A 26,847-nucleotide genomic window follows, 5' to 3' on the forward strand; every position below is an offset into this window, starting at 1 on the left:
ATGGGGGGGGGGCGGTCGGGGGGTGGTTGATTTTCGCCTCTGCCCCGCCGCCCCCCGCCCCCCCCCCCCCCACTACCGCTACCTCAGCGTGCTGTCAGAGCAGCGTCTTCAACCGGTACAGCGCTTCCAGTGCCTGCTTCGGGGTCAGCTCGTCCGGATCGATCGCGGCCAGCGCGTCCTGCGCGGCCGTGTTCGGCGCGTTGAACAGCCCGAACTGCTGCGGTGCATCCAGCGCCTGCGCGGCGACCACCGCGGACTGGGTCTCGTGGCTGCGCTGTTCCAGCTCGGCCAGGCGACGCCGCGCCTGGGCCACGGTCGACTTCGGCAGGCCGGCCAGCGCGGCCACCTGCAGGCCGAAGCTGCGGTTGGCCGGACCGTCCTTCACCGCGTGCATGAACACCAGGGCGTCGCCATGCTCCACCGCATCCAGGTGCACGTTGGCGATGCCGCTGGCGCCGCCTTCGTGTTGTTCGTCGGCCAGTGCGGTCAGCTCGAAGTAGTGCGTGGCGAACAGCGTGTAGCAGCGGTTCTGGTAGGCCAGATGCCGCGCGACGGCGTCGGCCAGGGCCAGGCCGTCGTAGGTCGAGGTGCCGCGGCCGATCTCGTCCATCAGCACCAGCGACTGCGCGCTGGCGTGGTGCAGGATGTAGCTGGTCTCGGCCATTTCGACCATGAAGGTCGACTGCCCGCGGGCCAGATCGTCGCCGGCGCCGATGCGGGTCAGGATGCGGTCGATCGGGCCGATCACCGCGCGGCGGGCCGGCACGAAACTGCCGATGTGGGCCAGCAGCACGATCAGGGCGTTCTGGCGCATGTAGGTGGATTTACCGCCCATGTTCGGGCCGGTGATCACCAGCATGCGACGGTCCGGATGCAGGTCCAGGTCGTTCGGTTCGAAGGGCTGCTCGCGCACCGCTTCGACCACCGGATGACGACCGCGTTCGATCTTCAGGCAGGGGGCGGTTTCCAGTTCCGGGCGCGCCCAGTCCAGCGCCTGTGCGCGTTCGGCGAAGCCGGCCAGCACGTCCAGTTCGCTCAGGGCGGCGGCGCACTGCTTGAGCGGCTCCAGCCCGCTGGCGAGGATGTCCAGCAGCTGCTCGTACAGGAACTTCTCGCGGGTCAGCGAGCGTTCGCGCGCGGACAGCACCTTGTCTTCGAACGACTTCAGTTCTTCGGTGATGTAGCGCTCGGCATTGGTCAGCGTCTGGCGGCGCGTGTAATGCACCGGCGCCTTCTCGGACTGGCCCTTGCTGATCTCGATGTAATAGCCGTGCACGCGGTTGTAGCCGACCTTCAGCGTGGCGATGCCGCTGCTGATGCGCTCGCGCTGTTCCAGGTCGATCAGGAACTGGTCGGCATGTGTGGACAGGCGGCGCAGCTCGTCGAGTTCCGCATCGTAGCCTTCGGCGATCACACCGCCATCGCTGAGCTTCAGCGGCGGCGTCGGCGCGATCGCGCTGGCCAGCAGGTGGGCGCACTCGTCATGCGAGCCCAGTGCATCGTGCAGCGCGACCAGGCGCGGCGAATCCAGCGGCGCGAGCACCGCACGCACCTCGGGCAACAGGCCCAGGCCATCGCGCAGCGTGGAGAAGTCGCGCGGGCGCGCTGAGCGCAATGCCACGCGGGTGAGGATGCGTTCCAGATCACCCAGGGCACGGAAGGCATCGCGTACGTCGCCCTCGGCGCCGCGATCGATCAGCGTGGCGACCGCATCGTGGCGATGCACCAGCACCTCGCGCAGGCGCAGCGGGCGGTGCAGCCAGCGCCGCAGCAGGCGACCGCCCATCGGCGTCACCGTGGTGTCGAGCACGCCGAGCAGGGTGTTGCGGGTATCGCCATCGACGCGTGTATCCAACTCCAGATGGCGGCGCGTGGCCGCGTTCATGGCGATGGCTTCACTGGCGGTTTCGGTGGCAATCGCGGTCAGGTGCGGCAGGCGCTGTTTCTGGGTTTCTTCGACATAGCCGAGCAGGGCGCCGGCCGCGGCGGTGGCACGTGGCTTGTCGTCGATCCCGAAGCCGGTCAGGTCATGCAGCTTGAAGAAGTTCAGCAGTTGGCGGCGGCCGCTGTCGGCATCGAACAGCCACGGCGCGCGACGGCGGATGCCATTGCGGTACTGCAGGAAGGCGGGCCAGTTCTCTTCATCGGGCACCAGCAGCTCGGCCGGCTCCAGACGGGCCAGCTCGGCCTCCAGCGCATCGTCCGAATCGACTTCGTTGACCAGGAAACGGCCGCCGGCCAGGTCGGCCCACGCCAGACCATAGCCGTGCTTGCCGCGCGAGAGCGCCATCAGCAGCGTATCGCGGCGCTCGTCCAGCAGCGCCTCATCGGTGACGGTGCCGGGGGTGACGATGCGCACCACCTTGCGTTCCACCAGGCCCTTGGCCAGCGCCGGGTCGCCGATCTGTTCGCAGATCGCCACCGACTCGCCCAGCGCGACCAGCCGCGCCAGGTAGCCTTCGTAGGCATGCACCGGCACGCCGGCCATCGGGATCGGCGCGCCGCCCGAGCTGCCGCGCTGGGTCAGGGTGATGTCCAGCAGCCGCGCCGCCTTGCGGGCGTCGTCGTAGAACAGCTCGTAGAAGTCGCCCATCCGGAAGAACAGCAGCAGGTCCGGGTAATCGGACTTTGCGGCGAAGAACTGCTTCATCGCGGGTGTATGACTTTTCAAGTCATTGTTTTGCATAGAATATATCGGTAATTCAACAGGTTATACGGCGGTGGCGGGTGACAGCTTGAGACTGTTCGGGACGACTTTGGGCGACTTGCGCAGCGAAAAGTGTCCATGCAGTGTCCACAGAAGCTCACTCGCCCAAAAGCGTGTGTCCATGGGCGTCCAGCATAGTAAGGCAGGCGTGTGCTGGGGGCCTTGGACACATCTCATGGCGTTCAATGACAAGGGTGACAGAGATGAGCAAACAGGGATACCGGCTCAACGAGCGGCAGTTGAGAGCACTGACAACGAATGAACGGCCGGCTCTGGATAAGCAGGGGAAGACGGTCATTTCGGACAGTATTTGCAACGCTGCGCCTGCGGCTATGTCTTCTTTTCCGTCGATGGCCACACCTCCAAGCTAGGTGATCTGGCAAACGCAATGGCGCGGTCCTTCTACCGGTTGATGGGTGCTGACGTGGATGAGTTCCCATTGGAGAGCCGGGTCCAGCCCATCCGCTTGCTGTGGCCGTACATAGATGCCCTGGCGCATGCCTCGCCTGAGCAGCGCCAAAAGACCCTATTGGAACGCGCTGTCCGCATCGCTAAGGCCGTTGAAAGCAGGCCGCATAGTATGTGATGCAGTCCAGGTCACGGAGCTACAAGCACCGGTGACGATGGCTTTCCCCGACCAAAGCCCACCACAGCCAGACGTGCGTGTGGTGCTACCGGTGACGCAGTACGCGCTTGAGGCGATGTGACCGGCTTGGTTTCTTTGCTCTGGGCTATCATGAGCGGACAAGGGGACAAGGACGACCATATGAAGATGACGCCGGAGCTGGCACAGGATATTGTGCGGCTGCAACCGTTGATGGACAAGGCAAACGAGCTTGGTGCGGACCCTCACACTGTCGCGGCTGCGTTCGCCGCCGGCCAAAGCATTGTGCGGGCACACAACCATGCTTTCGCCGAGTATTTTGCTGGGCGGTTGAGCAGCGTCGCGCTTTCGTACAATCGTGGAGAGTTCAATTTCTCTTTCAAGGACGCCGCAGATGCGTCCCAAGCCTTCACGATGTTGTCAATGCAGCAAGTCAACGACGCCAAGTCCAAGGCAATTTCCGGGGCGACGGTCAACTTGCTGCTCAAAGACATGCAGTACAAATCGAGCTTTGAAAGTGACCAATCCTACGTGACGGCAATCCTGATGATTGCACACTCGATGTACGCCTTTCGCGTGTCCACTTTCAACCAGTTTGTGGCTGAGGGTGGGCGCAGCCAGGGCGCGACGTTTTGGCGCTACTTTGTAATTGGTGCCGTCACTGTTGGCATTGCTTACTTCATCTTGGGCTAGAAATGGGCATTCATGCGGTCTATCGCAGATGGGTTCCGAGCAAGCTCGATCATCTCGTGAGCTTCTTAGTTGTGCTGGTTTTAGCTGTCATATGCTTTGCATACGACAAAGATCTCTACGACGGAATACCGAAGACGCTGGGTTCTGTCGGCGGCTTCCTCACAATCTATGCGGTGATTTTTGCCATCATTGAGCTTGCGCGGACCCGCTCTGCAGCTGAACTTGCCGAGCAAGCTGCTGAACTTGCGGAGCAGAAGGTTGCGGAAGTTGTCAAAGTTGTAGAGGACTTGATGACGGCTCGTGAGATATCGGAGTGTCAAGCGGCCGTGGAGTACGCCCTCGATGGGATCACACGAAGTGAGGGTATTTCCGGCAGCCACATTGTAAAAATTATTCGTCTGTATTCCCAAGTCTTTCCGCTTGAGATGAAAGATGAGCGCTCGCGCCACCGTAAGAATCGCACGATTTTGGAGTCTTACGAGTTCAGTGCGTCAGACGCAGCGAAAGCTGGTGTTCCCAAGAAAACCAAAAGAGCGCTGCTTGAAATATCAGGGCACTTAGCTGAAGAGCAAGGTCATACAAAGCATATTAAGGAGGGTGGCGCATGATTCCCAAGGTCTTCCAAGGGTTCATTAAAAAGGTCTTGCAGCAGACTGAATCGGGCATGCTCGTTTGGAGCGAAGGGGAGTTTGGCTCATACGTGTGTGACCACAAGGAGTTCACTCTTTACATCAAAAGGCATTTTAATGAAGATCGCGACAGGGAAAGCGTAATGTTTCGCTTTAGAAGTGGCGATAAATACACGCCTTTTGTTGTAAATGACGATGATGCCGATTTCGACCAAATGGTTCGCCTGTTTGACGCGATTGTCGCAAATGCCAACACGGTGTCGGAAGATCTTGGTAAGTTTTTTGATTGATTTGCGGGCTTGAATTTTGTGCCCCGGAGGCTATAAATGGCATGTGTGAGGGCGGCTTGTCTTCTCCTTCTTTCATTTGCACTTCTTGTGGTGCCGAGCGTGCACGCGCAGACCTATCGGTATGGTCCCGATGAAGTCAGCCTGTACGGCACACTCGTGTCCATGCCAGGGGAGACGGCGGATGGGAAGAAATACATGTACCCGGCCATTCAGTTGTTCACTCCCATCTCAGTGCAGGCGCAGGACGAATATTCGCCATATGCCGGTGGCGTCTTGCTCATCCAGTTGAGTTTGACTGATGGCCTTATGCGCACATATCAACGGCTTAAAGGTAAGCGGGTCAATATGACCGGAACGCTTTATCACTCGCATACAGGGTGGCACCAGACGCCTGTGCTGATTACGGTGACGGACATCGCCGAAGCGAAATAGTTGAGGCGATGGGTTACTGAGGCTATGGGCGCATTCGTTCGCCCATCTTTAGAGTAGTTGTGTCACCTCACTGATCAATCGATTGGTTCCTTGCCTGAGAATTTCATACACCCCAAGCCGCTCTTGTTGCGCCCGGAACAGATCAATCATTCGTTCGACTTCATAGCGGTCGTAAGAGTTGTGTTTCCTGATCGTATCCAGTTGCATGAAATCGTCGGCGCGCAAGTTGTCGATTGTAGCGACTTCGATGACGGCATCCGAACCGCCAAAAATAATTTCGACAGTCTTGCTTGCCATTGGCTGAGTTCCAATGTGGATTTGATAGTTGCGCAGCATCCGCATGAAATGAAGAAGTGGACTTGTGCTGTTCGTTATCCGATAGGCGTGTCCTGCGTTCTTCATCGCCTCTTCTATGCCCACGAACTCTGTTAGCGCAGCACGCACGTGCATTGCTACGTGTAGCGCAGCCGGAACGCCATCTCGCAAAGGGATATCGGCACCACCTGAGAGAAAAAGCATGTACAGACTTGATGCCGCCCGCTCGTAGAGCTGGGGCACGGTCTGCAATGCTGTCGATGGTGGTCGCCAAAATATGTCTCCCTCAACGATATCGGGGTAGTCATCAAAATCCAGTTGAACCTTCATGTGTTCATCGCCTTGGCTATGCGTGATGTTATGTCGATCACGCCTGGCTCTTCAAATAGTGCGCGCCGGAAGTAGAGAGTGTGGCTATTGGTGTGCGCACGGTAGCGCCCAAGTCTTTGAACAACATGCAATGGAATCAGCGCGGCGTACTCAACGATCAGGTTGCTGTTGAAGGCCACTGCGGCCAGTTGATCAAAAGGCCCTGATGAAAGATTCCGCAACGCGCTCAATTGCGTGCTCTTGTTGGCTGCGGTCAGTCTTCTGCCTTTGATTTGATACCGCGTTCCGTCCTGTCCCACAGCATCAAACCCAGCCTGGGAACCGGACGCCAACGTGGCATTGAGGGCGCGGGCTACCAACGTCTCTGTGTAGTCGGCCACGGGGTTGTTCGATGAGCGTATGACACCCCGCTTCCGCAATGCATCCATGACGGTGCAATGGAGTTCTAGGAGCTGCCTGTCGGTGAGTTCGTCGGTGTTGATACGCACGCACGTTTTCCTCAACGGTCCTTTGTGGGCGGTGATCTGGTGGGCTTACCGGGCTTCCATGCTAGTTATTTCGGTGCGTCTGTGTGTACGCGTACTCAAAGCTGTGGGCACATGCTTGGCACTTGCACTTCGCACGCCAATATTCAGTTGTTCGCGTTATGCGGTGCCCTGTTGAGCTTGGTTGCCCCGTCCGACGCTTTCTGTTCACAATACGCTCTCCGAGCTTTTCGAGCGCGCCCGCTTCCTTGCACTTTGGGCACTGCTTTTTGATGTCTCGGCGGTAGAAGGCCAACGCGCGAAGACCCACGCCCAAGACAAGGATCGCGCCGATTGCGTAGGTGCTCCAATGTGTGCTTTTTTTTGGTTCTTCTCCCCTCAGATGGGAGAAGAACCAAAAAAAAGCCCGCTATAAGCGGGCGAGGGTGATGGATTTCGCACCTCATTCTTTAAAGGTAATTTTGAAGGCATCCATATCTTCCGGGGACAGTTCCGTGGCTGGTTCAGCCTTTTTCTCCGCCAGAACTTCCTTGGTGATGCGACTCGTGTTCTTGTAGTTCCGCTTGGTATAAGCGGGCTTGGTCTTGTTGGCGGCGTGGAGCGCGCAAAGCGTGCTGATGAAGGGGCCATCGACGCCCGGAACGTTAATCAGCAGCGCAATCGCGTCTGGACTTGCGCCCTCTTTGACGTTTTCAACGATGCGGTTTGTGGAGTGCATCATCCGTACGTCGATATCGTGGATTTTTCTGGCCATATCATTACTCTCTTGCCGGAGCGGCGAGGGAAGGTATAGGCAAAAATTTCGGTAAAGACAAGCTGCAACTCTCCGTATGATGAACGGTGGGGCCACACGCGCTACGCACGCTTGAGTGATCCACCACCAAGTCTAGGGACGCTGCCTGCACCGCAACCCAAGCGCCAGTGGTTAGGGGGCTGAATGAACCAACGTGCAATTTTTCAGCATCGGTGTGCCTGAGACATGCCCGTTGCCTAAGCAATCGAGGGTGACTGGCTGTCCAGTGCGCAAACCAGTAAGTTCGTCCTTACGGGCCGGGTCCAGCACAGCCACGGGCCGGTCGTGGATCCCCGTGCCTTCCAAGGCCAGGAGAGGTGAGCGACGGTACAGGGAGGGTTCCTCGGCAACCACCCCAGTGACCCGCAGCCGTTGGCCCTTGTAGCGCCTGTCGGAAACGGCAGCGTCACGCGCGTACGAGGCAACCAGCACGGTGGACTCCACGGGAACTGGGGGCGAGGGGTTCCCAACAGTCGCCAGAAGCAAAGCGGTCGAAATTAGGCTCATGTCGGTGTGTAATGGGGGGGCAAGACCCAATGCTGCACGCATGCATTTGGAGATCGCATTGACCACCATGATTTTGACCCGCGAGCAGATGTTTGCGCTGGCAGACCAATTGTCGGTCCACGCTAAGGAAGGAACAATCACGCCAAGGAGAGTGGATCAACTGGGTGCGCTCATTGATGCCGCAGGCGAGAGCGTTGATCTTGAGTTGTTGCAGCACTGCATCGACGTGATTGGACAATGCGGTGTTTTGGAGGATAGGCGGAATGGTTGTTCGTTGCATTACCTGCACGCGAATGCTTTGGGCTGGCTTTACATACACCGCCACACTGATGAGAACGCGCTGTCATGGAGCCAGCCGGACAACGCCGCACAGATATATCAGTTGCGCTCGGCTATCGCGCATGAGGGGTATTCGGAACACCCAGCTGAGTATCGTGCACAGATCCACTCCAACCTGGGTAACGCATTCAACAAGACTGGTCGCGTGTTTGACGCACTTGAACAGTGGCGAAAAGCCTTGACTCTTGACCCGATGCTGGCGATGGCGCGAGGCAATATGGGTGGCGCGTTGCTGTTCTATGCCCGCAACCTGTATGACGCGGGGCACAGCGAATGGATCTGCATTGAGGGTCGCGCCCAACTGCGTGCAGCCGTCGCTATTGGAGCACACGGCGCTACATATTTTGAGGCCGCAGAACGCTTCCAACGGATGCTGGAAACGGTTGAGTCCGGCATGGATCAGTACGGTATTGACCGCAATCCGGATCTCGCTTGGATGGATAAGTTCTCACTTGGCAGGAGCTACCAGGAGAAGCGGTATCGCCGTTGGTGCCTGGACAACAGGCTGTTCCTCAACCCGATGAACGATGGGTACACACGGTCTGTGGCTGCAACCGACTCTCTTGCGATTCCGACCCATCGTGCGGATGGTGTTGGGATCTCGTACCTCGCAGCGTTCAACCAACTCAAGCAGGAGTACATCTACGCCCGCTGGTGCTTGTTCGCAGGGCAGGATGGTCAGGCAACGCATCCGGCCGACCGCGAGGTAATGTTGTCGTCCAACGCCGACAGTGCGCGCTATAGCATTGCCATTGAGCAGACCACGACCGCGTTCCGTGCCGCCTACTCGCTGTTGGACAAGGTTGCGTACTTCGTGAGGGATCGGTGGGAGGTTGACGCCGACCGAAAGGACGCGGACTTTGCCCGGCTGTGGAAAACCAAGCCCAAGAAGAACATTGAAACAACCATTCGTTCCGAATTCGAAGAAAGCCAGAATATCTGGTTGCACGCACTGTGCAGCCTGTCCGAAGACATCTTCAACGAGAACACGAGGCGTCACGCGGCCCCCGATGCGAAAGAGTTGCACATCGTCCGCAACAGCCTTGAACACCGGTTTTTCAAAATAGTTTGGTCCCGATCAGAGTGCGACGAAGCATCGATGCATCATGATCGTTTGTCCGAACAGATGCCCCTTGATGAGTTCCAATGCAAGGCCTTGCGTGTGCTGGTCATGGCCCGCTCTGCGATCATGTGTCTGTGCTTTGCGTTGCACCGTGCTGAGAGGCAGCGTCAAGAAGTAGACGATGCACTAGCGGTGTCGTTTGGGGTTCAGTCCATACCCGTTGATCTGAAAGGGGAGCGAACCCATCTTTATCCGTAATCCAAGATATCTAAGACCAACACAGGGGAAAGTGAGTGAAAAGGATCTTCGCTGTAGCAGCATTGATGGGGTGTGGAAGTCTGTCCGCCGCGCCTTTTCCGCTCTCAACGGCGTGCACGCTGGAAGAGGGGGCGACGCTCCCACCGACCTTTGCTGGGCACGACATGGTGGCGGTGTACAACGCATTGAAGTCGATACCTGGGAAGGACGAATTTGAGAGTGAGGCAGATCACGCCACACGCTCCAAGGGCGCGGTTGCTGCACTTCCTGCGGCCATCGCTACAGGCCAACTGTGCGCTGGAAGCATGGTGATTAGGGCGCTGGACAACACGTGGAAGTACAACGCTGAGAAGAAGCAGTACGAAGGGGATGTGCTGTACCTAAAGATGCATCGTGTGGGTGGCTACTACGCTCCCCTTTATGGAAAGGAGACGAAGAGGCGTGAGAGTTCTTACGTAGGCACCAATGCCTACGGTGTGAGTGCGCGCATCCCCAAAACTGAGCGGAAAACCTACCAAGTGGCGCTACCACAAAAAGCACTCATCACTGCTGTCTCCCATACACAGGGCTTGGAAACGGACTATGAAACCGTCGATGCCATTCTTCCGATGGAACCCGCAGACGCTCGCTCTTACAAGGGCCGTCTGACGCAGGTGTTCCAGTACGAAGTTGTCCCGCCACTCATCACGCAGAACACCGAACGCGAATACCCGACTATTGATCGTCCAACCCACTACGAGGACGAGCAGCACTTCATTGAAGGACGCTTGCTCAAGATTGCGGTGGTGGACGTCCAAACCGGCAAGGTGCTCAAGGTGTACGAATTGGGAGACGGACAGTGACGTTCAAGCTCGTTGACGTTGAAGAGCTGATTGCACGGGCCAAAGCGTCGGGCGTAAGCAAGATCAGCGTGGACGTGCCGTTGCTTGCGTCGTACAGCAACGATGCGTGCGTGACACAGACACAGTGGATGTCAGGCCCACACTGCACTAAGAACTACGCTTGGCTGCATGTGGACGGGGAGGGTGTGCCGTTCTACGCGGGGTACGGGCTCGGTGCTTTTGCGTGGCAGAAGAACGGAGGTATCGCCTGGGAGTGGTTCGTCCGCGAACGACTGGGCGGTGAGTACCGCGTGGTGGTCCTGGCCGTTGGCATGTCTGAGGCTCATGCTCAAAGCATCTTTGAACAGATGCTAGAGATGTACAACACGCGGTTGCTCAATCAGGCCAGCTTCCATCGTGGTATGGACTACGCAGCACTCAAAATTGAAAACGAGAAGAAGGCAGCAATCCGCCCTTACTACCGTATCGTCCTGAGCAAGAAGCCAGCTGCAGAGATCTTCCAGGCGGCATTAACGGCTCAACAGATGCAGTACGACCTCAACCCCTACCGAACCGAAACGGGCCGCTTTGGTGAAGTGTTGAAGGCCATGGGCGCGTACCGGCCAATCAATACGTCCTTCATCACTTACATTGTTGAGTGGCACATGGGACAGGATGATCTTGCGGCCGCACGTGACGCGTTGGATGAGTTCAAGAGGCGTGCTCCACGCCACAACGACCATGACAGGGTTACGAGGCTGGACAAACTTGTAGCGCGCGGGCGCTTCTTCCGTCGTCCACAGTGGTTGGGTCCGTTGAACGAACAGGACACATCACAATGAACTGCTTGCCCTTTGACGCACCCGCACGCTGAGACAGGCTGAGACGCTACGAGAAACAGCCTGTGTCCATGCATGTGTCCATGCGGGGTGCGTCCACCATAAGGCATAAAAAACCCTTGCAGAGCAAGGGTTTATGAGTCGATACTGTTCCTACGCCAATGGTGCTTCATCAGCGGGGTGTGTTCGGGCTGCTTCTCTGTCACGCGGGGTCCATCACAGTCGGGGGCAGCCCGGAAGGCCGCCTGGTCGGCCATTGTAGGGGAGGGGGGCGGGCAGGGCGAAGGGCGTGCGGCGCAAGCGGCACCGGCGCGATGCGCAGCCGCTCAGTCCGTGCGCAGCTGCAAGGTGGGATGGGCGGCGAACACCTCCATGATGATGTCGAAATAGGTCTGGCCGACGCCGCGTTCCAGCGCGTCCAGCTGGGTGGCGATTCTCGCGGCATTGAACATGCCGGGCCGCGCCTGTTTTTCCTGCAGCCAGGCGCGGGTGGCCGCCACCCCGAGCGCGGCGCGGCTGTGTGCGATGTGCGTCCAGTGCACGGTGGCGGACGGGTGCCCTGCCAGTGCGCCGTAGCCGCCATAGAGCAGGTCATCGAGCGCATCCAGGCTTGGGGCCAATTGCCAGTCCTCGCTGGCCATGAACACGCGATTGATCTCGGCGTAAAAGCCGGCGATGTCGTGGATGGCGCTTCCGTCCAGCACCAGGGTTGGGCCGGTCATGCCCAGGTCCGCGCGTCCAGGTGCTGCGCGCACCAGGCGGTGGTTGTCGACGGCAGGGTGGGTTCATGCATCGGCAGCAGTCCTCGTGACGCGTTTGGTGTGTGACTTCCCGAGACGCGAAGTGGGCGGTCACCACGGCAGGTTCCAGCAACCGATTGTGCGGGCAACAAGGTGCTGTCCGACGCTCTTCTGCTCGTGGTGCACTGCAGCGCAGTGGGCGGTCGAAACAAATGCTATCCAATGAATGTCCGGGACCGCACTTTTAAAGGGCTTTCAATTCTGCAGACTGCGCGGGTTGATGAGGGAAAACCATGCGTAGCAAGCTGTTCGTCCCCGGCGCCCGGCCGGAACTGTTCGACAAGGCCATGGCCGGCGAGGCCGATGCGCTCTCTTTCGACCTGGAAGATTCGGTGCCCGAGGCCGGCAAGGCCCAGGCTCGCGACCAGATCGCCGGCTTCCTGCGCCGCGTGCAGGGCCGCCCCGGTGGCAAGCAGTTGATCGTGCGCAGCAACGGTACCGACAGTACCCATTTCGGCGCGGACCTGGATGCGGTGGCGCTCCCCGGCGTGGACCTGCTCAACCTGCCCAAGATTGAATCGGTGGCTCAGCTGCTGGCGGCCATTGTCCGGCTGGAACGGGCTGAGCGGCGCAATGGCGTGACGCGCCCGATCGGTCTGCTGATCAACATCGAAACCCCCAAGGCCCTGCGCATCGCCGCCGAACTGGCCGGCGCGCACCCGCGCGTGGCTGGATTGCAGCTGGGGCTGGGCGACCTGTTTTCGCCCAACGGAATCGACCGTGAGCCGAGCAATGTGCATGCCACGCTGTTCGCGCTGCGGTTGGCCGCCGCCGAAGCCCAGGTGTTCGCCTGCGACGGCGCATTTCCGGACGTGGCTGACAGCGACGGCTTCCTGGCCGAGGCGCAGATGGCCCGGCAGTTGGGCTTCATCGGCAAAAGTTGCATCCACCCGCGCCAGGTTGGCCTGGCCAATGCCACCTTCAGCGTGCCGCCAGCGATGCTCGAAGAGGCGCAGCGGATTGTTGCCGCCGCCGCCGGTGCCGAAGGGCAGGGGCACGGCGCGTTCCTGTTCGAAGGCCGGATGATCGACCTGCCGTACCTGCGCCGTGCTCAAGCCCTGCTTGCCGCGTCCTCTCCCCCGCTTGCCTGATTGCGGTATCGGGATGCATCGACCACTGTCTCTTACCTGCGCTTTTGCCGGCTTCGGCGTTGCCGCACTTTTCCCGGGTAATTTCATGCACAAGCCTGCACCGTCCGCGTTCCTTTCCACCGTGCTCCGGCGCTGCGCGCGCAGCGTGCGGCTGGTTGCCGCCGCTGTCCTGCTTGCCGGTAGTGGCGCGGTGGCCGCCGAGAGCCTGACCACGGTGGCGGCCGGCAACCTGCCGGCACTGCCGGCGCAGATTGCGCCGGGCGGGCTGGTACATGTGGACGGGCGCCTGGTAGCACTCAGCCATGACGGTGCCTGGGAACTGCGCGCCGACAACAAGGCGTGGGATGCGTTGCCGGCGCCCGCCGCCGGGCAGCTCGATGGACTTGAGGGCAGCGTCAGCGCGGCCGGGCGCACCTATCTGTTGCAGGGCTTGGCTCCGCTCGGCGACCGCCTGCAGCCGGTGGTGCTGAACAACGGCGCGCTGGTTTTCGGCGCGGCCATTGCGCTGCCCGAGCCGCTGCGCAACGCGCAGGCGGCGACCCTCGGTGACGCGCTGTATCTGGTGGGCACCGATGCGGCTGGCAGTGCCCAGCTCTACCGCCGCACCGCGGCGGCAAGCACTGCCGCCTGGCAGCATCTGGAGGACCTGCCGCAGCAGGGGGTTGCCAGCGCATTGCAGGCGCAGAAAGGCGCGCTGTACCTGGGCCTGCGTACCGGCGCGGGCAGCGACCAGCTGTGGCGCCGCAACGGGGACGCCAGCTGGCAGCAGGTCGCGTCGCCGGACGGCACCCTCGTCGCCGGCTCGATGCGCGCGCTGGGCCAGGCGCATCTGCTGATGCTGGTGAAGGACGGCAGCGGCGTGATCCACGCGCGCACCTTCCACACCATCACCGACGCATGGACGACACTGGATACGCCGATTGCCGCAGCGCCGCAGGCCGTCACGGCGTGGGGCAACGGACTGGCCTGGGCAACCGCGGGCGCGACCGGCAGCCAGCTCCAGTACGCCGAAATGCAGGGTGGCAAGCACCTGCTGCGCTGGCTGGACTGGACGGTGATCGGCATCTATCTGCTGGCCATGCTGGGCATGGGCTTCTACTTCTACCTCAAGGATAAGAACGCTTCCACGGCGGACTTCTTCGTCGGCGGGCGCTCGATTCCGTTCTGGGCAGCCGGCATCAGCCTGTATGCCACCAACACCAGCTCGATCAGCTTCATCGCCATCCCGGCCAAGGCCTTCGATACCAACTGGCAGTACCTGACCAACAACCTGATCGCGGTCGTCGGCCTGATGTTCGTGGCGGTCTGGATCGTGCCGCTGCTGCGTCGGCTGGACCTGATGAGCGTGTTCTCCTATCTGGAGACCCGCTTCCATCCGGCGATCCGCATGCTGTCCAGCGCGCTGTGCATCGTGATGCAGATCGGCAGCCGCATGAGCGTGATCCTGTTCCTGCCGGCGCTGGCGATCTCCACCATCACCGGCGTGGATGTGGTCTGGTCGATCATGCTGATGGGCGTGTTCACCATCATCTACTCCACCGTGGGCGGCTCCAAGGCGGTGATCTGGACCGATGTGGTGCAGGTGATCGTGATGTTCGGCGGTGCCTTGTTCGCGATCGGCTTCATCTTCCTGCAGACCGGCGGCGACATGCCGCAGCTGCTCAGTGCGGCCGCGGCGGAGGACAAGACCAAGCTGTTTGATTTCAGCTTCGACCTGACCAAGGCCACGGTGTGGGGCTTCATCTTCCTGGTCGTGTTCGATGTGGTGCTGACCTTCCCGAAGGACCAGGTGCTGATGCAGCGCACGCTGTCCACGCGCTCGGACAAGGAAGCCGGGCGATCGATCTGGGCCTTCGCCGCCATCATGATTCCCGGTGGCTTCGTGTTCTACGGCATCGGCACGGCGCTGTGGATGTACTACCGCAACAACCCGGAGCGCCTGAATCCGCTGTTGCCGATCGATGCGACCTTCCCGCTGTTCATCGCCGCCGAGCTGCCGGCCGGTGTCACCGGGCTGATCATCGCCGGCATCTTCGCGGCGGCGATGTCGACCCTGTCGAGCATCATCAACTCGATTTCCACCCTGGTTTCCGTCGATTTCTACCAGAAGCTGGTCAAGAACCCGAATGAAAAGACCGCCGTGCGCGTGGCCGAATGGTCCGGCGTGGGCGTCGGGCTGATCGGCATCGGCATCGCGCTGGTGATGAGCCGCTACGACATCCACTCGCTGTTCGATGTTTCGATCGAACTGGCCGGCCTGCTCGGCGGCGGCTTCGCCGGTGCCTACACGCTCGGCATGTTCACCCGCCGGGCCAACGCGCCGGGCGTGGCGATCGGCGTGGCCGGGTCGGTGCTGATCACCCTGGTCTGCTGGAGCATGGACCTGGTGCACCCCTACTTCTACCTGGCGATCTCCATCCTGCTGTGCATCGTGATCGGCTACGTGGCCAGCCTGTTCTTCCCGGCGCCGACCCGCTCGCTGAAGGGGCTCACCATCTACAGCGACACCCCGGCCGAAGCGGCGGCCCCATGACCATCACCCCTGGCGTGGCGGCGCGCGGGCCATTGGTCCAATCGCATTACGCCGGTGGCTCGTGTAGGTTGCTGACGCGCTGAGAGGTAAACCGTGGAAACCCAGTTCCTGAGTACGTTCGTCACAGTGGTGGACCGCGGCTCCATGGCCGCCGCGGCCCGCTCGCTGCATATCACCCCGGCGGCGGTCGCCCAGCAGATCCGGACGCTGGAACGCGAGCTGGGCGCACCGCTGATCGCCCGCGCCGGGCGAACGGTCAGCGTCACCGAGGACGGCGCGCGCATCCTGCAACGGGCGCGCGACCTGCTGCGCCAGGTCGCCGACCTGCGCAGCGTGGCCAACGAGAACGACATCGCCGGCGAGCTGCGGCTGGGTGCGTGCCCGACCGCACTGGCGGGCCTGCTGCCGGACATCCTGTCGCGGATGGTGGCGACCTTCCCGCAGATCAATGTCTTCATCAAGCCGGGCTACTCGGCCGATCTGTACCGGGCCGTGGAGGCGGGCGATCTGGATGCGGCGATGGTGCTGCAGGCACCGTTCGCGCTGCCCAAGACCTGCAAATGGCAGCAGCTTCGCGAGGAACCGCTGGTGGTGCTGGCACCGGCCCACCTGGGCAGCCGCGACCCTCACGAGCTGCTGCGCGAGCAACCGCTGATCCGCTACGACCGCCACGAATGGGGCGGGCGCCTTGCCGATGACTATCTGAGGCAGGCCGGCATCGTGCCGCGCGAACGGTTCGAGCTCAATGCGCTGAACGCCATCGCGGTGATGGTCGACCGTGGGCTCGGCGTATCGCTGGTGCCGGACTGGGCCAAGCCCTGGCCGGAAGGCTTGAATGTCGTGCGCATTCCCTTGCCGCAGTGCAGCGAACCACGCCGGATCGGGGTGGTCTGGTCGCGTTCGTCGGTGCGCATCCGCCTGGTGAACGTGCTTCTGGAAGAGGCGCGCGTCGCGTTGACCGAGCCGCAACGCTGACACCACGGGTTCTCGCGTGGTGTGCGGTGCGAGGCGAAACAAATCCTAGGCTTTGAACATACCTGAGCGCAGTTCTATCGCCGTGGAGCCGCGCCTAGGCTCTCGCCTCGTTGCCGGACAGGACGTGGAGACCCGCAAGGGAACCGCATCGACCGGCGGAGGGGCGAAAGCCCACGCGCGTCATCGGTGGCGACGGCTCCCCGGCCGGCTGTCCCGCATTTCCATATCGGGGGGGAGAAACGAATGATCAAGCCACTTTCCGCGGCCATCAGCACTGCACTGTTCGCCTGTGCCATCAGCCCTGCCATGGCGCAGAGCACGACGCCGACCGATCTGGACCAGGTGATCGTGACCGGCAGCCGGACCCCGATCTCGATCGAGAAGGTCCCCGGTGCAGTGACGGTGGTCAACCAGGAGCAGGTGCAGCGCACCCTCAACCTGACCGAAGACGCGACGGCGGTGCTGGCGCGCATGGTGCCGGGTTACTCGGAGTCCTCGCAGGCGATGAGCAACAGCGGCGAAACCCTCCGCGGCCGCGTGGCGCTGCGTCTGTTCGACGGCGTGCCGCAGGGCTCCCCGCTGCGCGAAGGCAGCCGCAATGGCACGTTCACCGACATGGGCGTGATCGGCCGCATCGAGGTCATCAACGGCCCGTCGGCCGCCGAGGGCATCGGTGGCGCCGGTGGCGTCATCAACTATCTCTCCAAGAATCCGGAAGTGGACGGTCACCAGACCACGGTGAGCACGCGCTACGGCACCCAGTTCAAGGATGACAGCGGGCAGTCCAAGATCGGCATCACCCACACCTTCAAGGGCGATGCCGCCGACTTCCTGATCAGCGGCGCCTACATCGACCGCGGCATCGCCTACGACGGCGACGGCCGCCGGGTGGGCTTGAACACCTCCGGCTCGCTGTCCGATTCCTACAGCAAGAACCTGTTCCTCAAGGGCGGCTACAACTTCGGCGAGGGCCAGATGCAGCGCATCCAGGCCAGTTACAGCAACTTCCACATCGGTGGGAAGCACAACTACATCCCGGTCGAAGGCTGCCGCTACGACGCCGTGGAGTGCCCGGTGCCGAGCACCAACACCGCCGAGAAGGGCTCGATCAAGGATTCGCTCGCCGAGTTCAACGATTTCGAACAGTTCGCCGCCAAGTACACCCATGCCGACTTCTTCGGCGGTGACCTGAGCGTGGATCTCTATTGGGCCAAGCAGGCGATGCGTTATGTGCCGGAGAACGGCACGGACCGCCAGCTGGTCAAACCGGCCCCGCCGGAAGACCAGCGCATCTGGGACCAGTCGGAGATCAACTCCGAGAAAAAGGGTCTGCGCGCCGCCTATGCCTACAGCGGCCTGTTCGCGGTGGAGGGCCTGCGCCTGCGCACTGGCCTGGACCTGGTGGAAGACACGGCTGAGCAGCGCCTGGCGTTGACCGACCGGGTCTGGGTGCCGCCGATGAAGTACACCAGCCTGGCACCCTACGCGCAGCTCAGCTGGGACATCGGCCCGGTCACGCTGGATGCCGGCATCCGCCGCGAAGACGGCCAGCTGGAGATCGACAGCTATACCACCACCGCCTACCGCGACTTCACCCCGGTGCAGGGCGGCAAGCTCGACTACAAGGCCAACCTGCCCAACTTCGGCGCGATCTGGCGCATCACCGATGCGTGGTCGGTGTTCGCCTCGTATTCGGAAGGCTTCGGTATCGCCAACGTGGGCATCCCGCTGCGCAACATCCAGGCCAACAGCCCCTGCAAGGCGGTGGCGTGCATCGCCGATCTGCAGCCACTGATCACCAAGAACAAGGAAGTGGGCTTCAACTGGCGCGGCGAGCAGGCACAGGTCGGGATTTCGGGGTACCGCTCGACCTCCGAGTTCGGCTCGTCGCTGACGGTGGACAAGGTGACCGAGGACTTCATCCTCACCCGCGCACCGACCCGTATCGAAGGTGTGGAGTTGAACAGCGCCTGGACCTTCAACGACCAGTGGAAGGCGACGCTGCTGTACTCGCGGATCCGCGGCCAGACCCAGTACTACGACGGCTCGGGCCTGAACAAGGAGATGGGCATCCTCGACATCTCGCCGGACAAGGTCAACGCCTCGCTGACCTGGACGCCGAACGATCGTTTCGATGCGACGCTGGGCGTGAGCCGTACCTTCAGCCGCGACCTGCGCGAAACCTTCGTTAATCCGTCCAACGGCGCGGTCTATCTCAACGAAGAGGATACCTACGGCTACGCGCTGTGGGACCTCAGCATGAACTACGACACCGGGACCTACGGCAAGCTGTCGCTGGGCATCGAGAACCTGCTGGACAAACAGTACGTGCTGACCTGGTCGCAGCTGCCGGGCTGGCAGAACTTCTTCTCCGGCCGGGGCCGCATGGTGTCGCTGACCCACACCTTCACGTTCTGACCGTCACCGCCGGGCCGGCGCTGCGGAGCACTGCAGCGCCGGTCCGTTTTACTTGCCTTACCCTGTCATGACGTTACCGCCACTGACAGCAGGAGAGCGGATGTACTGGCCATCGCACGGACCGGCCCACGCCCGTCATTGCCGCCCCCGAGCACGCCTGGCCGTGCTCGCGTTGCTGACGCTGATCGTCGGGCAGGCCGCGGCGTCGTTGCCGGAGCCGCCGGCTGCACCGCCGGGATTGCCGGTGGTCGATGCCTTCCTGCACGCATCGACCGGCCGCCAGGGCTATACCGGCGCGGTCGCGCTGGTGATCCATGACGGCAGCATCGTGCATGACGCTGCCTACGGCTGGCAGGACCTGGCCCATGCCAGGCCGATGCGAACCGACAGCATTTTCCGCATCTATTCGATGACCAAGACGGTGGCCTCGGTGGCCGCCATGATGCTGGTGGAGGAGGGGCGGCTGGATCTGGATGATCCGGTGGCGCGTCACCTCCCCGAGTTCTCACACCTGCAGGTCTTCGCCGGGGGCACCGCCGCAGCGCCGCAGCTGCGGCCGGCGACGCAGACGCTGACCGTCCGGCATCTGCTCACCCACACCGCCGGTTTCGCTGCGGGCGGCGAGGGGTTCGAGGCCGTCACCGCGCTGCTGGAGCGCCAGCAGGTGCAGGCAGCGGACAGCCTGGCCGATTACACCGCCCGGTTGGCCCGCGTTCCACTCGCGACCGAGCCGGGCACGCGCTTCCGCTACGACAGCACCTCCATCGAGGTTCTGTCGCGATTGGTGGAGGTGGTGGGCGGGCTGCCGTTCGAGCAGTTCCTGCAACAACGCATCTTCCGTCCACTGGCCATGGCCGATACCGGCTTCGTGGTACCGGCGCGCGATCGTGCGCGGGTGGTCGAGCTGACCACCATGGGCGAGCACGGCGACCTGGTGCTTGCCGATGAGGCGCACGCGCGGGAACCCGGCAGCCCGCTGCGGCCGTATCCAAGCGGGGCCGGCGGGCTGTACTCCACGGCCGGCGACTATGGCCGGTTCGCGCAGATGCTGCTCGATGGCGGGCGCCATGGCGACACGCACCTGCTTCGTCCCGCCACCGTGGCCCTGATGATGCAGAACCAGCTGGTGCATACCGCCTTGCCCAGGCCGGTGACCGAGTTCAGCGATGCCGAGGGGTTCGGCCTGGGCGGTTCGGTGCTGCTGGACCCGGCCATGAAAGGACGCACCGCATCGGTGGGTGCGTTCGGCTGGTCGGGCGCGGCCTCGACCTACTACACGATCGACCCGGCGCGCCGGTTGGTCGCCATCCTGCTGCTGCAGCATCTGCCCGGTGGCAACGGCGACCTGCCGCGCATCAGTACGATGTTCTACAACCGCGTTGATGAGGCCATAGACCCATGAGTAGTGCGGCACGTTCCACCGTTCTCGTCGCCGGCTCGGCCAATCTCGACTTCCTCGTGCGCGCCGCGCATGTGCCGGCACCGGGTGAGACCGTGCTCGGCCATGGCTTCAGCACCTTCCCGGGAGGCAAGGGTGCCAACCAGGCCGTGGCCTGCGCGCGTGCCGGCGGTGCGACGACCCGGATGCTGCTGGCCCTGGGCGAGGATGATTTCGCCATGCCGATCGAAGCGTCGCTGCGGGACGCCGGGGTGGACCTGTCGATCGTGCGCGATCCTGCGCTGCCGACCGGCACGGCCTTCATCTGCCTGGCCGACAGTGCCGAGAACGCGATCACGGTCGCACCCGGTGCCAACCTGGCCCTGGGCGAGGAACACCTGCCCGCGCTGGACGGCGTCGACTGGCTGCTGCTGCAGCTGGAAACCCCGCTGCCCACCGTCACCGCGTATGCGCGCCGCGCCCGCCTGGCCGGGCTCAAGGTCGCCCTCAACGCAGCACCGGCGCAGGCACTGCCCGACGCGCTGCTCGCACTGCTGGATGTACTGATCGTCAATGAGGGTGAGCTCGACGTGGTGGCCGGCCATCCTCCGGACCTGGCCACTGGGCTGGCGCGCGTGCCGGTGCCCTGCGTGATCGTGACCCTGGGCGCGCGCGGCTGTCTGGCGCGGGTGAACGACACGGTGCTGTTGCAACCTGGGTTCCGCATCGATCCGACCGATACCACCGCCGCCGGCGACACCTTCTGCGGCACGCTGGTCGCTGCGCTGGCCGACCATCAACCGATGGCCGGGGCGTTGCTTGCCGCCACCGCAGCCTCCGCGCTGGCCTGCACCCGCCTGGGAGCGCAGTCGAGCATTCCCACCCGCGCCGAAGTGCTGGCGCTGCTTGCAGACCCCGCGCGCGTTCCCGATGCCGACGCCCATGCCGCGCTGGCGGCAGCGTGCGCGCGCTGATGTACCTCCTTTCCGTTTCCTGCTGGATGCCTTGCCCATGACCACGCCGTATCAGAGCCCCGACTACGACACCGACGCAGCCGACTACGGGCGTGAGGCGATCCGCACCGAGTACAAGTTCTCGCACGTGACCACCGGGCGCTACCTGCCGACCCCGGGCAAGGCGCCGGCGTGGCCGTTCGCCGACATCGGCAGCTGGATGATCGATGCCAATGCGAGTGCGGGTGATTGGCTGGAAGAACTCAAGGACTGGCGCCGCGAGCATCTGGTCCGGATCGGCTATACCGATGTGAATTACCGCCGCCCGGAACTGCAGTGGGCGCAGCGCAACTTCGTGCATGCGCAGATGATGGTCGAGGACCGTTACTTCTTCGACGCGGCCACCGGGCAGTACACCGTCGATCGATACCTGGATGATGTGACGGCGCGGTTTGGCGGGCTGGACTCGGTGTTGATCTGGTACATCTACCCGAACATCGGCATCGATGACCGCAACCAGTTCGATCTGGCGCACGACATGCCCGGCGGCCTGGCGGGATTGCGAACCGCGGTGCAGGCCTTCCAGAAGCGCGGCGTCAAAGTGTTCCTGCCGGCCAAGCCGTGGGACCACGGCACCCGCGACCCGGGCGTGACGCACTGGGATGGGCTGGCCGAGATCGTCAAGGCAGTCGGTGCCGATGGCATCAACGGCGATACCTTCAACGGTGTGCCACGGGCGTTCTTCGATGCCTGCGATGCACGCGGCAACCCGGTGGTGGTGCAGCCCGAGTCCACCATCAGTTCCGAGGAGCAGCTGATCTGGAACGTGCAGAGCTGGGGCAAGAAGGCGCCCGATGGCCCGGTGCCGCCCGTCTCCAAGTGGAAGTGGCTGGAGCCCCGCCACATGGTCAACTACGAGAACCGCTGGGGCCGCAACCGTAATCACGACCTGCAGTACTGCTTCTTCAACGGCATCGGCTACAACGCCTGGGAGAACATCTGGGGCGTCTGGAACCAGTTCACCCCGCGCGATGGCGAGGCCCTGCGCCGGATCGCCACGCTGTACCGGCAGTTCCCGCAGCTGGTGGTCTCGATGGACTGGGAGCCCTACCAGGTGTGCCTGCAGGGCGGCATTTTCGCCAGCCGGTTCCCGGGCGAGGGCATCGTGCTGCACACGTTGATCAACCGTAACGAGTACGCCGTGGACGGTGAGCAGATCGCGCTGCCGCATGCGGACGGCACGCGTTACTACGATGCGTGGCATGGCCGCGCGTTGACGCCGCGGATCATCGACGGCGCGGCGTACATCGAGCTGCCGATGGAAGCGCGCGGCTTCGGCGCGATCCTGAGTGTGGCTGCAGATACCGCGGTCGAGGGTCTGGACGATTTCCTCGCGGCGACCGCCGAGCGCGCACAGCAGCCCCTCAACAGCTACTCCGCCGCGTGGAAGGCCGCTCCGCAGGAGCTGCTGGCGATCGCCAGCACGCCCCCGCAGGCCGAGGCGCCGACCGGCATGGTCACGATCCCGGCCGGCGAGTTCCTGTTCCAGACGGGCGGCATCGAGATCGAGGGGTTCACCTGGGCCGGCCTGGATGTGCAGTTCCCGTGGGAAGACTGCGCGCGCCGCCACCATCGCCGGCGCATGACGCTGGCATCGTTCCATATCGATCGCCACCCGGTCACCAACGCGTCGTTCAAGCGCTTCCTCGATGCCAGCGGCTACCGGCCGGCCGATGCTCACAACTTCCTGGCGGACTGGAAGGATGGCGCGCCGCGTGCGGGCTGGGACAACAAGCCGGTGACCTGGGTCTCGATCGAGGACGCGCGTGCGTACGCGGCCTGGGCCGGGAAGCGCCTGCCGCACGCGTGGGAATGGCAGTACGCCGCGCAGGGCACCGACGGGCGCCTGTATCCGTGGGGCAACGCGTGGGATGCGGCGTGCGTACCGCGGGTCAATCGTGGCCGTCGCCTTACCCCGCCAGCCGATGTCGATGCGCATCCGCAGGGTGCCAGCCCGTTCGGTGTGCAGGACCTGGTCGGCAACGTATGGCAATGGACCGATGAGTTCAGCGATGCGCACACCCGCGCCGCTGTATTGCGCGGCGGCAGCAGCTACCAGCCGCAGACCTCGCACTGGTACTTCCCGCAGGCCTACCGACTGGATCAGCACGGCAAGTACCTGTTGATGGGACCGTCCAAGGATCGTTCCGGCACGGTCGGCTTCCGTTGCGTTGTGGATGCGGCATGAGCCGTCTGCATCCCGCCGCCCGCGGCATGACGCTGGTCCCGCTGCAGCAGGTCACCTTGCAGGGTGTGCTGGGCGATGCCTTGGCAGCCAACCGCAGCGGGCGGCTGAGCACGTTCGTCGTCGATGAGCACAGCGCGCCGATCAGCATCTTCAGCCAGGCGCACAAGCACCAGAACCACGAGGGCGACTGGTACGGCGAACATGCCGGGAAATGGCTGTCGGCCACCGCACGCGCGGTGGCGCAGGGCGGGCAGCCGCGGCTGGAGGCTTCGCTGCGCCGCGTCGCCGACTGGTTGATCAGCCAGCAGGACGACGACGGCTATCTTGGCAACTATGCGGCCGAGCGGCGCTTCACGGTGCCGCAGCCGCCCAAACCGGAAAGCTGGAACGGCGAGCCGGCGCTGCGCACCTGGGACATCTGGACCCACAGCTATCTGATCCTGGGGTTCCTGGAAACGTGGCGCGCGCTGGGCAATGCGGCCTATCTGCAGGCCGCGTGCCGGATCGCGGACCTGTGCTGGCAGGCGCTGGAGTCCGGGATCGACATCACCACCCTGGGCAATCATCACGGCATGTCTGCCACGGTGCTGCTGGATCCAGCAGCCGATCTCTACCTGGTCACGGGTGAGCCGCGCTACCTGGCGCTGGCCGAGCGCATCCTGGCGCAGGCCAATGCCAATCCGCGGCTGGCGCTGCTGGACAAGGCGCTGGCCGGCGAGGATGCGGCGTTCATCGCCACGGGCAAGGCCTACCAGCTCAGCTGGAACCTGGTCGGGCTGGCCAAGCTGTACAAGGCCACCGGGCATGACGAGCATCGCCAGGCTCTCGATCATCTCTGGCACAACATCCGCGAGCAGCACCTCACGCTGGGCGGCGGGCCGTGGGGTGGGGTGGCACACCGATCACGTGAAGTGTTCAATGCGCCGCGCACCTTCTTCCCGCAGGCCTATGTCGAGACCTGCTCGGTGCTGGCGTGGATGCAGCTCAACCGCGAACTGCTGGCCATTACCGGCCATGCACGCTACGCCGACGAACTGGAGCGCACCGCCTACAACGATCTGCTGGCGGCGATGGCCCCCAATGGCGAGGACTGGTGCTATTACACCTATCCCAATGGCCGGCGCGTACACACCACGTACTGGCGCTGCTGCAAGTCCAGCGGCGCGATGGCGGTGGAAGAGCTGCCGCAGGTGGCCTATGGGATCGCGGCCGATGGCGGGCTGCGGGTCAACCTCTACGGGCCGGGGGAGGCCACGTTGCTGCATGCGCAGGCCGGCGCGGTGACCCTGCTGCAGGCGACCCGATTCCCCTTCGACGGAACGGTGACGATCACCGTGCTGCCCGAATGCATCGCAGCCTTCAATATCGGCGTGCGGATACCGGGCTGGACCACGGGCGCGCGCATCGAGGTCAACGATCAGCCCGTGGCCGCCGAGGCGGGTGCCGACGGGTTCGTGCAGGTGCACAGGACCTGGCAGTCCGGCGACACCCTGCGCGTGTACCTGCCGATGCAGCCGCGCCTGCACCGGGCGGCCAATATCAACGTGCAGGAATCGCGTGCGCCGGATGGCGCGCCGGTGGCGCAGGAGGTACTGCGTTGGGAGTACGTGGGGCTGAGCTACGGGCCGCTGGTGTATGCCACCGGTCTGATTGACGGCTACAAGACGGACGAGACGGTACGCCTGCCTGACCTGCCGCCCTCGCAGTGGCTGCAGGTGGGTGAGGATGGCGGCGAGGGTGCGTCGATTACCCTGCAGCTGGACTGCCGTGGCCCTCTGATGTTCGAGCCCTACTACCGGTGCGGTGGCCGCGATCACGGCAGCTGGCGCCTGAGCTGGCTGTCGCTGGCGCCCTCGGACTGACGGCATGGCGGCGTTCGGCGGCCACGCAGCCGCCGACGCCGCAGCGTGCTTTTTGTCCACGCAGAACATACCCACACGATCTGTTTCTTCCCGTTGGCCAGGAGGAAACTTCCCTCAAGGTATCGAGTGTAGTGACCATGACCGGAAGCACCCCCAGTTCTCCATTCGCCATTGCCCAGCGGGAGGGCGCCATCGGGCCGTTGAGCGGCATCCGCGTGCTGGACCTGAGCGCCTACATCGCCGGCCCCTACGGCTGCACGCTGCTGGCCGACCAGGGCGCGGAGGTGATCAAGGTGGAGCCGCCGGTCGGCGACAACCTGCGCCGCTATCCGTCCACGCTGGAGGCGGAGAGCCGGGCGTTCCTCGGTGTGAACCGGTCCAAGCGGGGCGTGGTGCTGGATCTGAAGCAGCCCGACCAGCGTGCGGTGCTGATGCGCCTGGTGCGCGAGGCCGACGTACTGGTCCACAACTTCCGGCCCAGCGTGCCGGTGCGCCTGGGTATCGATTTCGACAGCCTGCACAAGCTCAACCCGCGCCTGGTGTACTGCTCGGTCACCGGCTATGGCGAGCAGGGGCCACTGAAGGACAAGGCCGGCTACGACCAGGTGCTGCAGACCATGACCGGCATGTGCACGATGCAGGGCAAGACGGGCGGCGCTCCGGAGATCCTGTATGGCTCGGTCGTCGATTACTACGCGGCGGCGCTGGTGGCGGCTGGTGTGTCGTCGGCGCTGTACGAGCGCGAGCGCAGTGGCGAGGGCCAGTTCGTCGGAGTGTCGCTGCTGCGCAGTGCGCTGACGATGCAGTCGGCGCGGATGATCTGGGCCGAGGGCGAGCCGGAGGGAGTCGGTCGCGATATGCGCTCTGGCGGTGTCACCGGCATCCATCCCACCGCCGACGGGTATCTGTACATCTCGGCCAATACACCGCGCTTCTGGCAGGCCCTGTGCGAGCGGATCGGGCTGCCGGAGCTGGCCGCCGACGTGCGCTACGACACGGTGCGCAAGCGTGCCACGCATGCCGAGGTACTGCTGCCGCAGCTGCACGCGGCACTGGCCGCACGCAGTGCACTGGCGTGGGAGACCTTGTTCGGTGAAGAGGTGCCCTGCGCGGCCGCGCGCCAGGTGGAGGATATGTTCGACCATCCACAGGTGCTGGCCGAGGCGATGATCACGTCGCTGCCGCATCCGCTGCTCGGCAGCTATCGCGGCATCACCCGGCCGATCGTGTTCGGCCGCACGCCTGGCCCGGAGCCGTTCGCGGCGCCGGTGTTCGACCAGGATACGGCGGCGGTCGGCGCGATGGCGTCGGTGTCCAAACTCTCCCAGCTGCGCGATCTGTCCGTGGTGGTTGCCGATACCGGCGATGTCGAGGCGATCAAGCGCTTGAAGCCGGTCGACTGCACGACCAATCCCACCCTGGTGAAGAAGGCGCTGGATCTGCCGGTGTATGCCGATCTGATCGACAGCGCGCTGGCCTGGGGC

21 protein-coding genes and 1 pseudogene are annotated in these 26,847 nt (G+C 63.3%); 17 read left to right on the forward strand and 5 right to left on the reverse strand.

Annotation, left to right across the window (positions count from 1 at the left end; translation table 11 throughout):
* Window positions 1–94 precede the first annotated feature (94 nt).
* Complete coding sequence (gene mutS / locus ABE473_RS17370) at window positions 95–2,650, reverse strand: DNA mismatch repair protein MutS (protein ID WP_346490370.1); 2,556 nt, start codon at window positions 2,648–2,650, stop codon at window positions 95–97.
* An 823-nt stretch (window positions 2,651–3,473) separates the two neighbouring features.
* On the opposite strand from mutS, the gene ABE473_RS17375 reads away from it, so the two are divergent.
* From ABE473_RS17375 to ABE473_RS17390, 4 genes are all read left to right on the forward strand, one after another.
* Window positions 3,474–4,004, forward strand: coding sequence for a hypothetical protein (locus tag ABE473_RS17375; RefSeq protein WP_346490353.1), 531 nt, complete (start codon window positions 3,474–3,476; stop codon window positions 4,002–4,004).
* A gap of 56 nt (window positions 4,005–4,060) precedes the next feature.
* A complete protein-coding gene (locus tag ABE473_RS17380; protein WP_346490354.1) occupies window positions 4,061–4,612 on the forward strand; it encodes a hypothetical protein in 552 nt (183 codons plus the stop codon).
* Window positions 4,609–4,923, forward strand: coding sequence for a hypothetical protein (locus ABE473_RS17385; protein WP_346490355.1), 315 nt, complete (start codon window positions 4,609–4,611; stop codon window positions 4,921–4,923). Before ABE473_RS17380 ends, ABE473_RS17385 begins: the two co-directional genes overlap by 4 nt.
* 99 nt (window positions 4,924–5,022) lie before the next feature.
* Window positions 5,023–5,355 (forward strand): DUF4431 domain-containing protein, encoded by a 333-nt coding sequence (locus ABE473_RS17390; RefSeq protein ID WP_346490356.1) that lies wholly within the window; start codon window positions 5,023–5,025, stop codon window positions 5,353–5,355.
* A gap of 48 nt (window positions 5,356–5,403) precedes the next feature.
* Here the strand turns inward: ABE473_RS17390 and ABE473_RS17395 are convergent, their stop codons facing one another.
* From ABE473_RS17395 to ABE473_RS17405, 3 genes are all read right to left on the reverse strand, one after another.
* Complete coding sequence (locus ABE473_RS17395; protein WP_346490357.1) at window positions 5,404–6,000, reverse strand: hypothetical protein; 597 nt, start codon at window positions 5,998–6,000, stop codon at window positions 5,404–5,406.
* Window positions 5,997–6,488 (reverse strand): hypothetical protein, encoded by a 492-nt coding sequence (locus ABE473_RS17400; protein WP_346490358.1) that lies wholly within the window; start codon window positions 6,486–6,488, stop codon window positions 5,997–5,999. Before ABE473_RS17400 ends, ABE473_RS17395 begins: the two co-directional genes overlap by 4 nt.
* Before the next feature lie 439 nt (window positions 6,489–6,927).
* The gene (locus ABE473_RS17405; RefSeq protein WP_346490359.1) at window positions 6,928–7,239 is read right to left on the reverse strand and encodes a hypothetical protein; all 312 of its coding nucleotides are present in this window, start codon (window positions 7,237–7,239) and stop codon (window positions 6,928–6,930) included.
* Window positions 7,240–7,852: 613 nt separating this feature from the next.
* Here ABE473_RS17405 and ABE473_RS17410 point away from each other — a divergent pair.
* The 3 genes from ABE473_RS17410 to ABE473_RS17420 are packed head-to-tail and all read left to right on the forward strand — an operon-like array spanning window position 7,853 to window position 11,108.
* Window positions 7,853–9,445, forward strand: a complete 1,593-nt coding sequence (locus tag ABE473_RS17410) for an LA2681 family HEPN domain-containing protein (protein WP_346490371.1) — start codon at window positions 7,853–7,855, stop codon at window positions 9,443–9,445.
* A gap of 35 nt (window positions 9,446–9,480) precedes the next feature.
* Entirely contained in the window at window positions 9,481–10,287 is an 807-nt protein-coding gene (locus ABE473_RS17415) for a hypothetical protein (RefSeq protein ID WP_346490360.1), read from the forward strand.
* Window positions 10,284–11,108 carry a hypothetical protein gene (locus ABE473_RS17420; RefSeq protein ID WP_346490361.1) on the forward strand — a complete coding sequence of 275 codons (825 nt, stop codon included), beginning with the start codon at window positions 10,284–10,286 and terminating at the stop codon, window positions 11,106–11,108. The genes ABE473_RS17415 and ABE473_RS17420 overlap by 4 nt, the downstream gene beginning before the upstream one ends.
* Window positions 11,109–11,431: 323 nt before the next feature.
* Here ABE473_RS17420 and ABE473_RS17425 read toward each other — a convergent pair whose 3' ends face one another.
* A complete protein-coding gene (locus ABE473_RS17425; RefSeq protein WP_346490362.1) occupies window positions 11,432–11,827 on the reverse strand; it encodes a ribonuclease inhibitor in 396 nt (131 codons plus the stop codon).
* A gap of 311 nt (window positions 11,828–12,138) precedes the next feature.
* Here ABE473_RS17425 and ABE473_RS17430 point away from each other — a divergent pair, with 311 nt between their 5' ends.
* From ABE473_RS17430 to ABE473_RS17475, 10 genes and pseudogenes are all read left to right on the forward strand, one after another.
* Window positions 12,139–12,996, forward strand: coding sequence for a CoA ester lyase (locus tag ABE473_RS17430; RefSeq protein WP_346490363.1), 858 nt, complete (start codon window positions 12,139–12,141; stop codon window positions 12,994–12,996).
* An 85-nt stretch (window positions 12,997–13,081) separates the two neighbouring features.
* Window positions 13,082–15,529: a sodium:solute symporter gene (locus ABE473_RS17435; protein ID WP_346490364.1), complete on the forward strand. Its 2,448-nt coding sequence runs from the start codon at window positions 13,082–13,084 to the stop codon at window positions 15,527–15,529.
* Window positions 15,530–15,622: 93 nt separating this feature from the next.
* On the forward strand, window positions 15,623–16,504 hold the full coding sequence (locus ABE473_RS17440) for a LysR family transcriptional regulator (protein WP_179459446.1): 882 nt from the start codon (window positions 15,623–15,625) through the stop codon (window positions 16,502–16,504).
* Window positions 16,505–16,747: 243 nt separating this feature from the next.
* Window positions 16,748–18,922, forward strand: coding sequence for a TonB-dependent receptor (locus ABE473_RS17445; RefSeq protein ID WP_346490365.1), 2,175 nt, complete (start codon window positions 16,748–16,750; stop codon window positions 18,920–18,922).
* A gap of 163 nt (window positions 18,923–19,085) precedes the next feature.
* Window positions 19,086–20,324 (forward strand): serine hydrolase domain-containing protein, encoded by a 1,239-nt coding sequence (locus ABE473_RS17450; RefSeq protein WP_346490366.1) that lies wholly within the window; start codon window positions 19,086–19,088, stop codon window positions 20,322–20,324.
* A complete protein-coding gene (locus tag ABE473_RS17455) occupies window positions 20,321–21,274 on the forward strand; it encodes a ribokinase (protein WP_346490367.1) in 954 nt (317 codons plus the stop codon). Before ABE473_RS17450 ends, ABE473_RS17455 begins: the two co-directional genes overlap by 4 nt.
* A gap of 37 nt (window positions 21,275–21,311) precedes the next feature.
* Window positions 21,312–23,501 carry an SUMF1/EgtB/PvdO family nonheme iron enzyme gene (locus ABE473_RS17460; protein ID WP_346490368.1) on the forward strand — a complete coding sequence of 730 codons (2,190 nt, stop codon included), beginning with the start codon at window positions 21,312–21,314 and terminating at the stop codon, window positions 23,499–23,501.
* The gene (locus ABE473_RS17465) at window positions 23,498–25,363 is read left to right on the forward strand and encodes a beta-L-arabinofuranosidase domain-containing protein (protein ID WP_346490369.1); all 1,866 of its coding nucleotides are present in this window, start codon (window positions 23,498–23,500) and stop codon (window positions 25,361–25,363) included. The genes ABE473_RS17460 and ABE473_RS17465 overlap by 4 nt, the downstream gene beginning before the upstream one ends.
* Before the next feature lie 137 nt (window positions 25,364–25,500).
* A pseudogene (locus ABE473_RS17470) lies at window positions 25,501–26,637 on the forward strand (CoA transferase); the annotation flags it as partial.
* A 27-nt stretch (window positions 26,638–26,664) separates the two neighbouring features.
* The coding region (locus ABE473_RS17475) for a transaldolase family protein (RefSeq protein ID WP_346490372.1) at window positions 26,665–26,847 on the forward strand (183 nt) is incomplete at its 3' end.

It is taken from the genome of Stenotrophomonas sp. TWI700 (assembly GCF_039673645.1).
Taxonomy (GTDB): Bacteria; Pseudomonadota; Gammaproteobacteria; order Xanthomonadales; family Xanthomonadaceae; genus Stenotrophomonas; species Stenotrophomonas maltophilia_AA.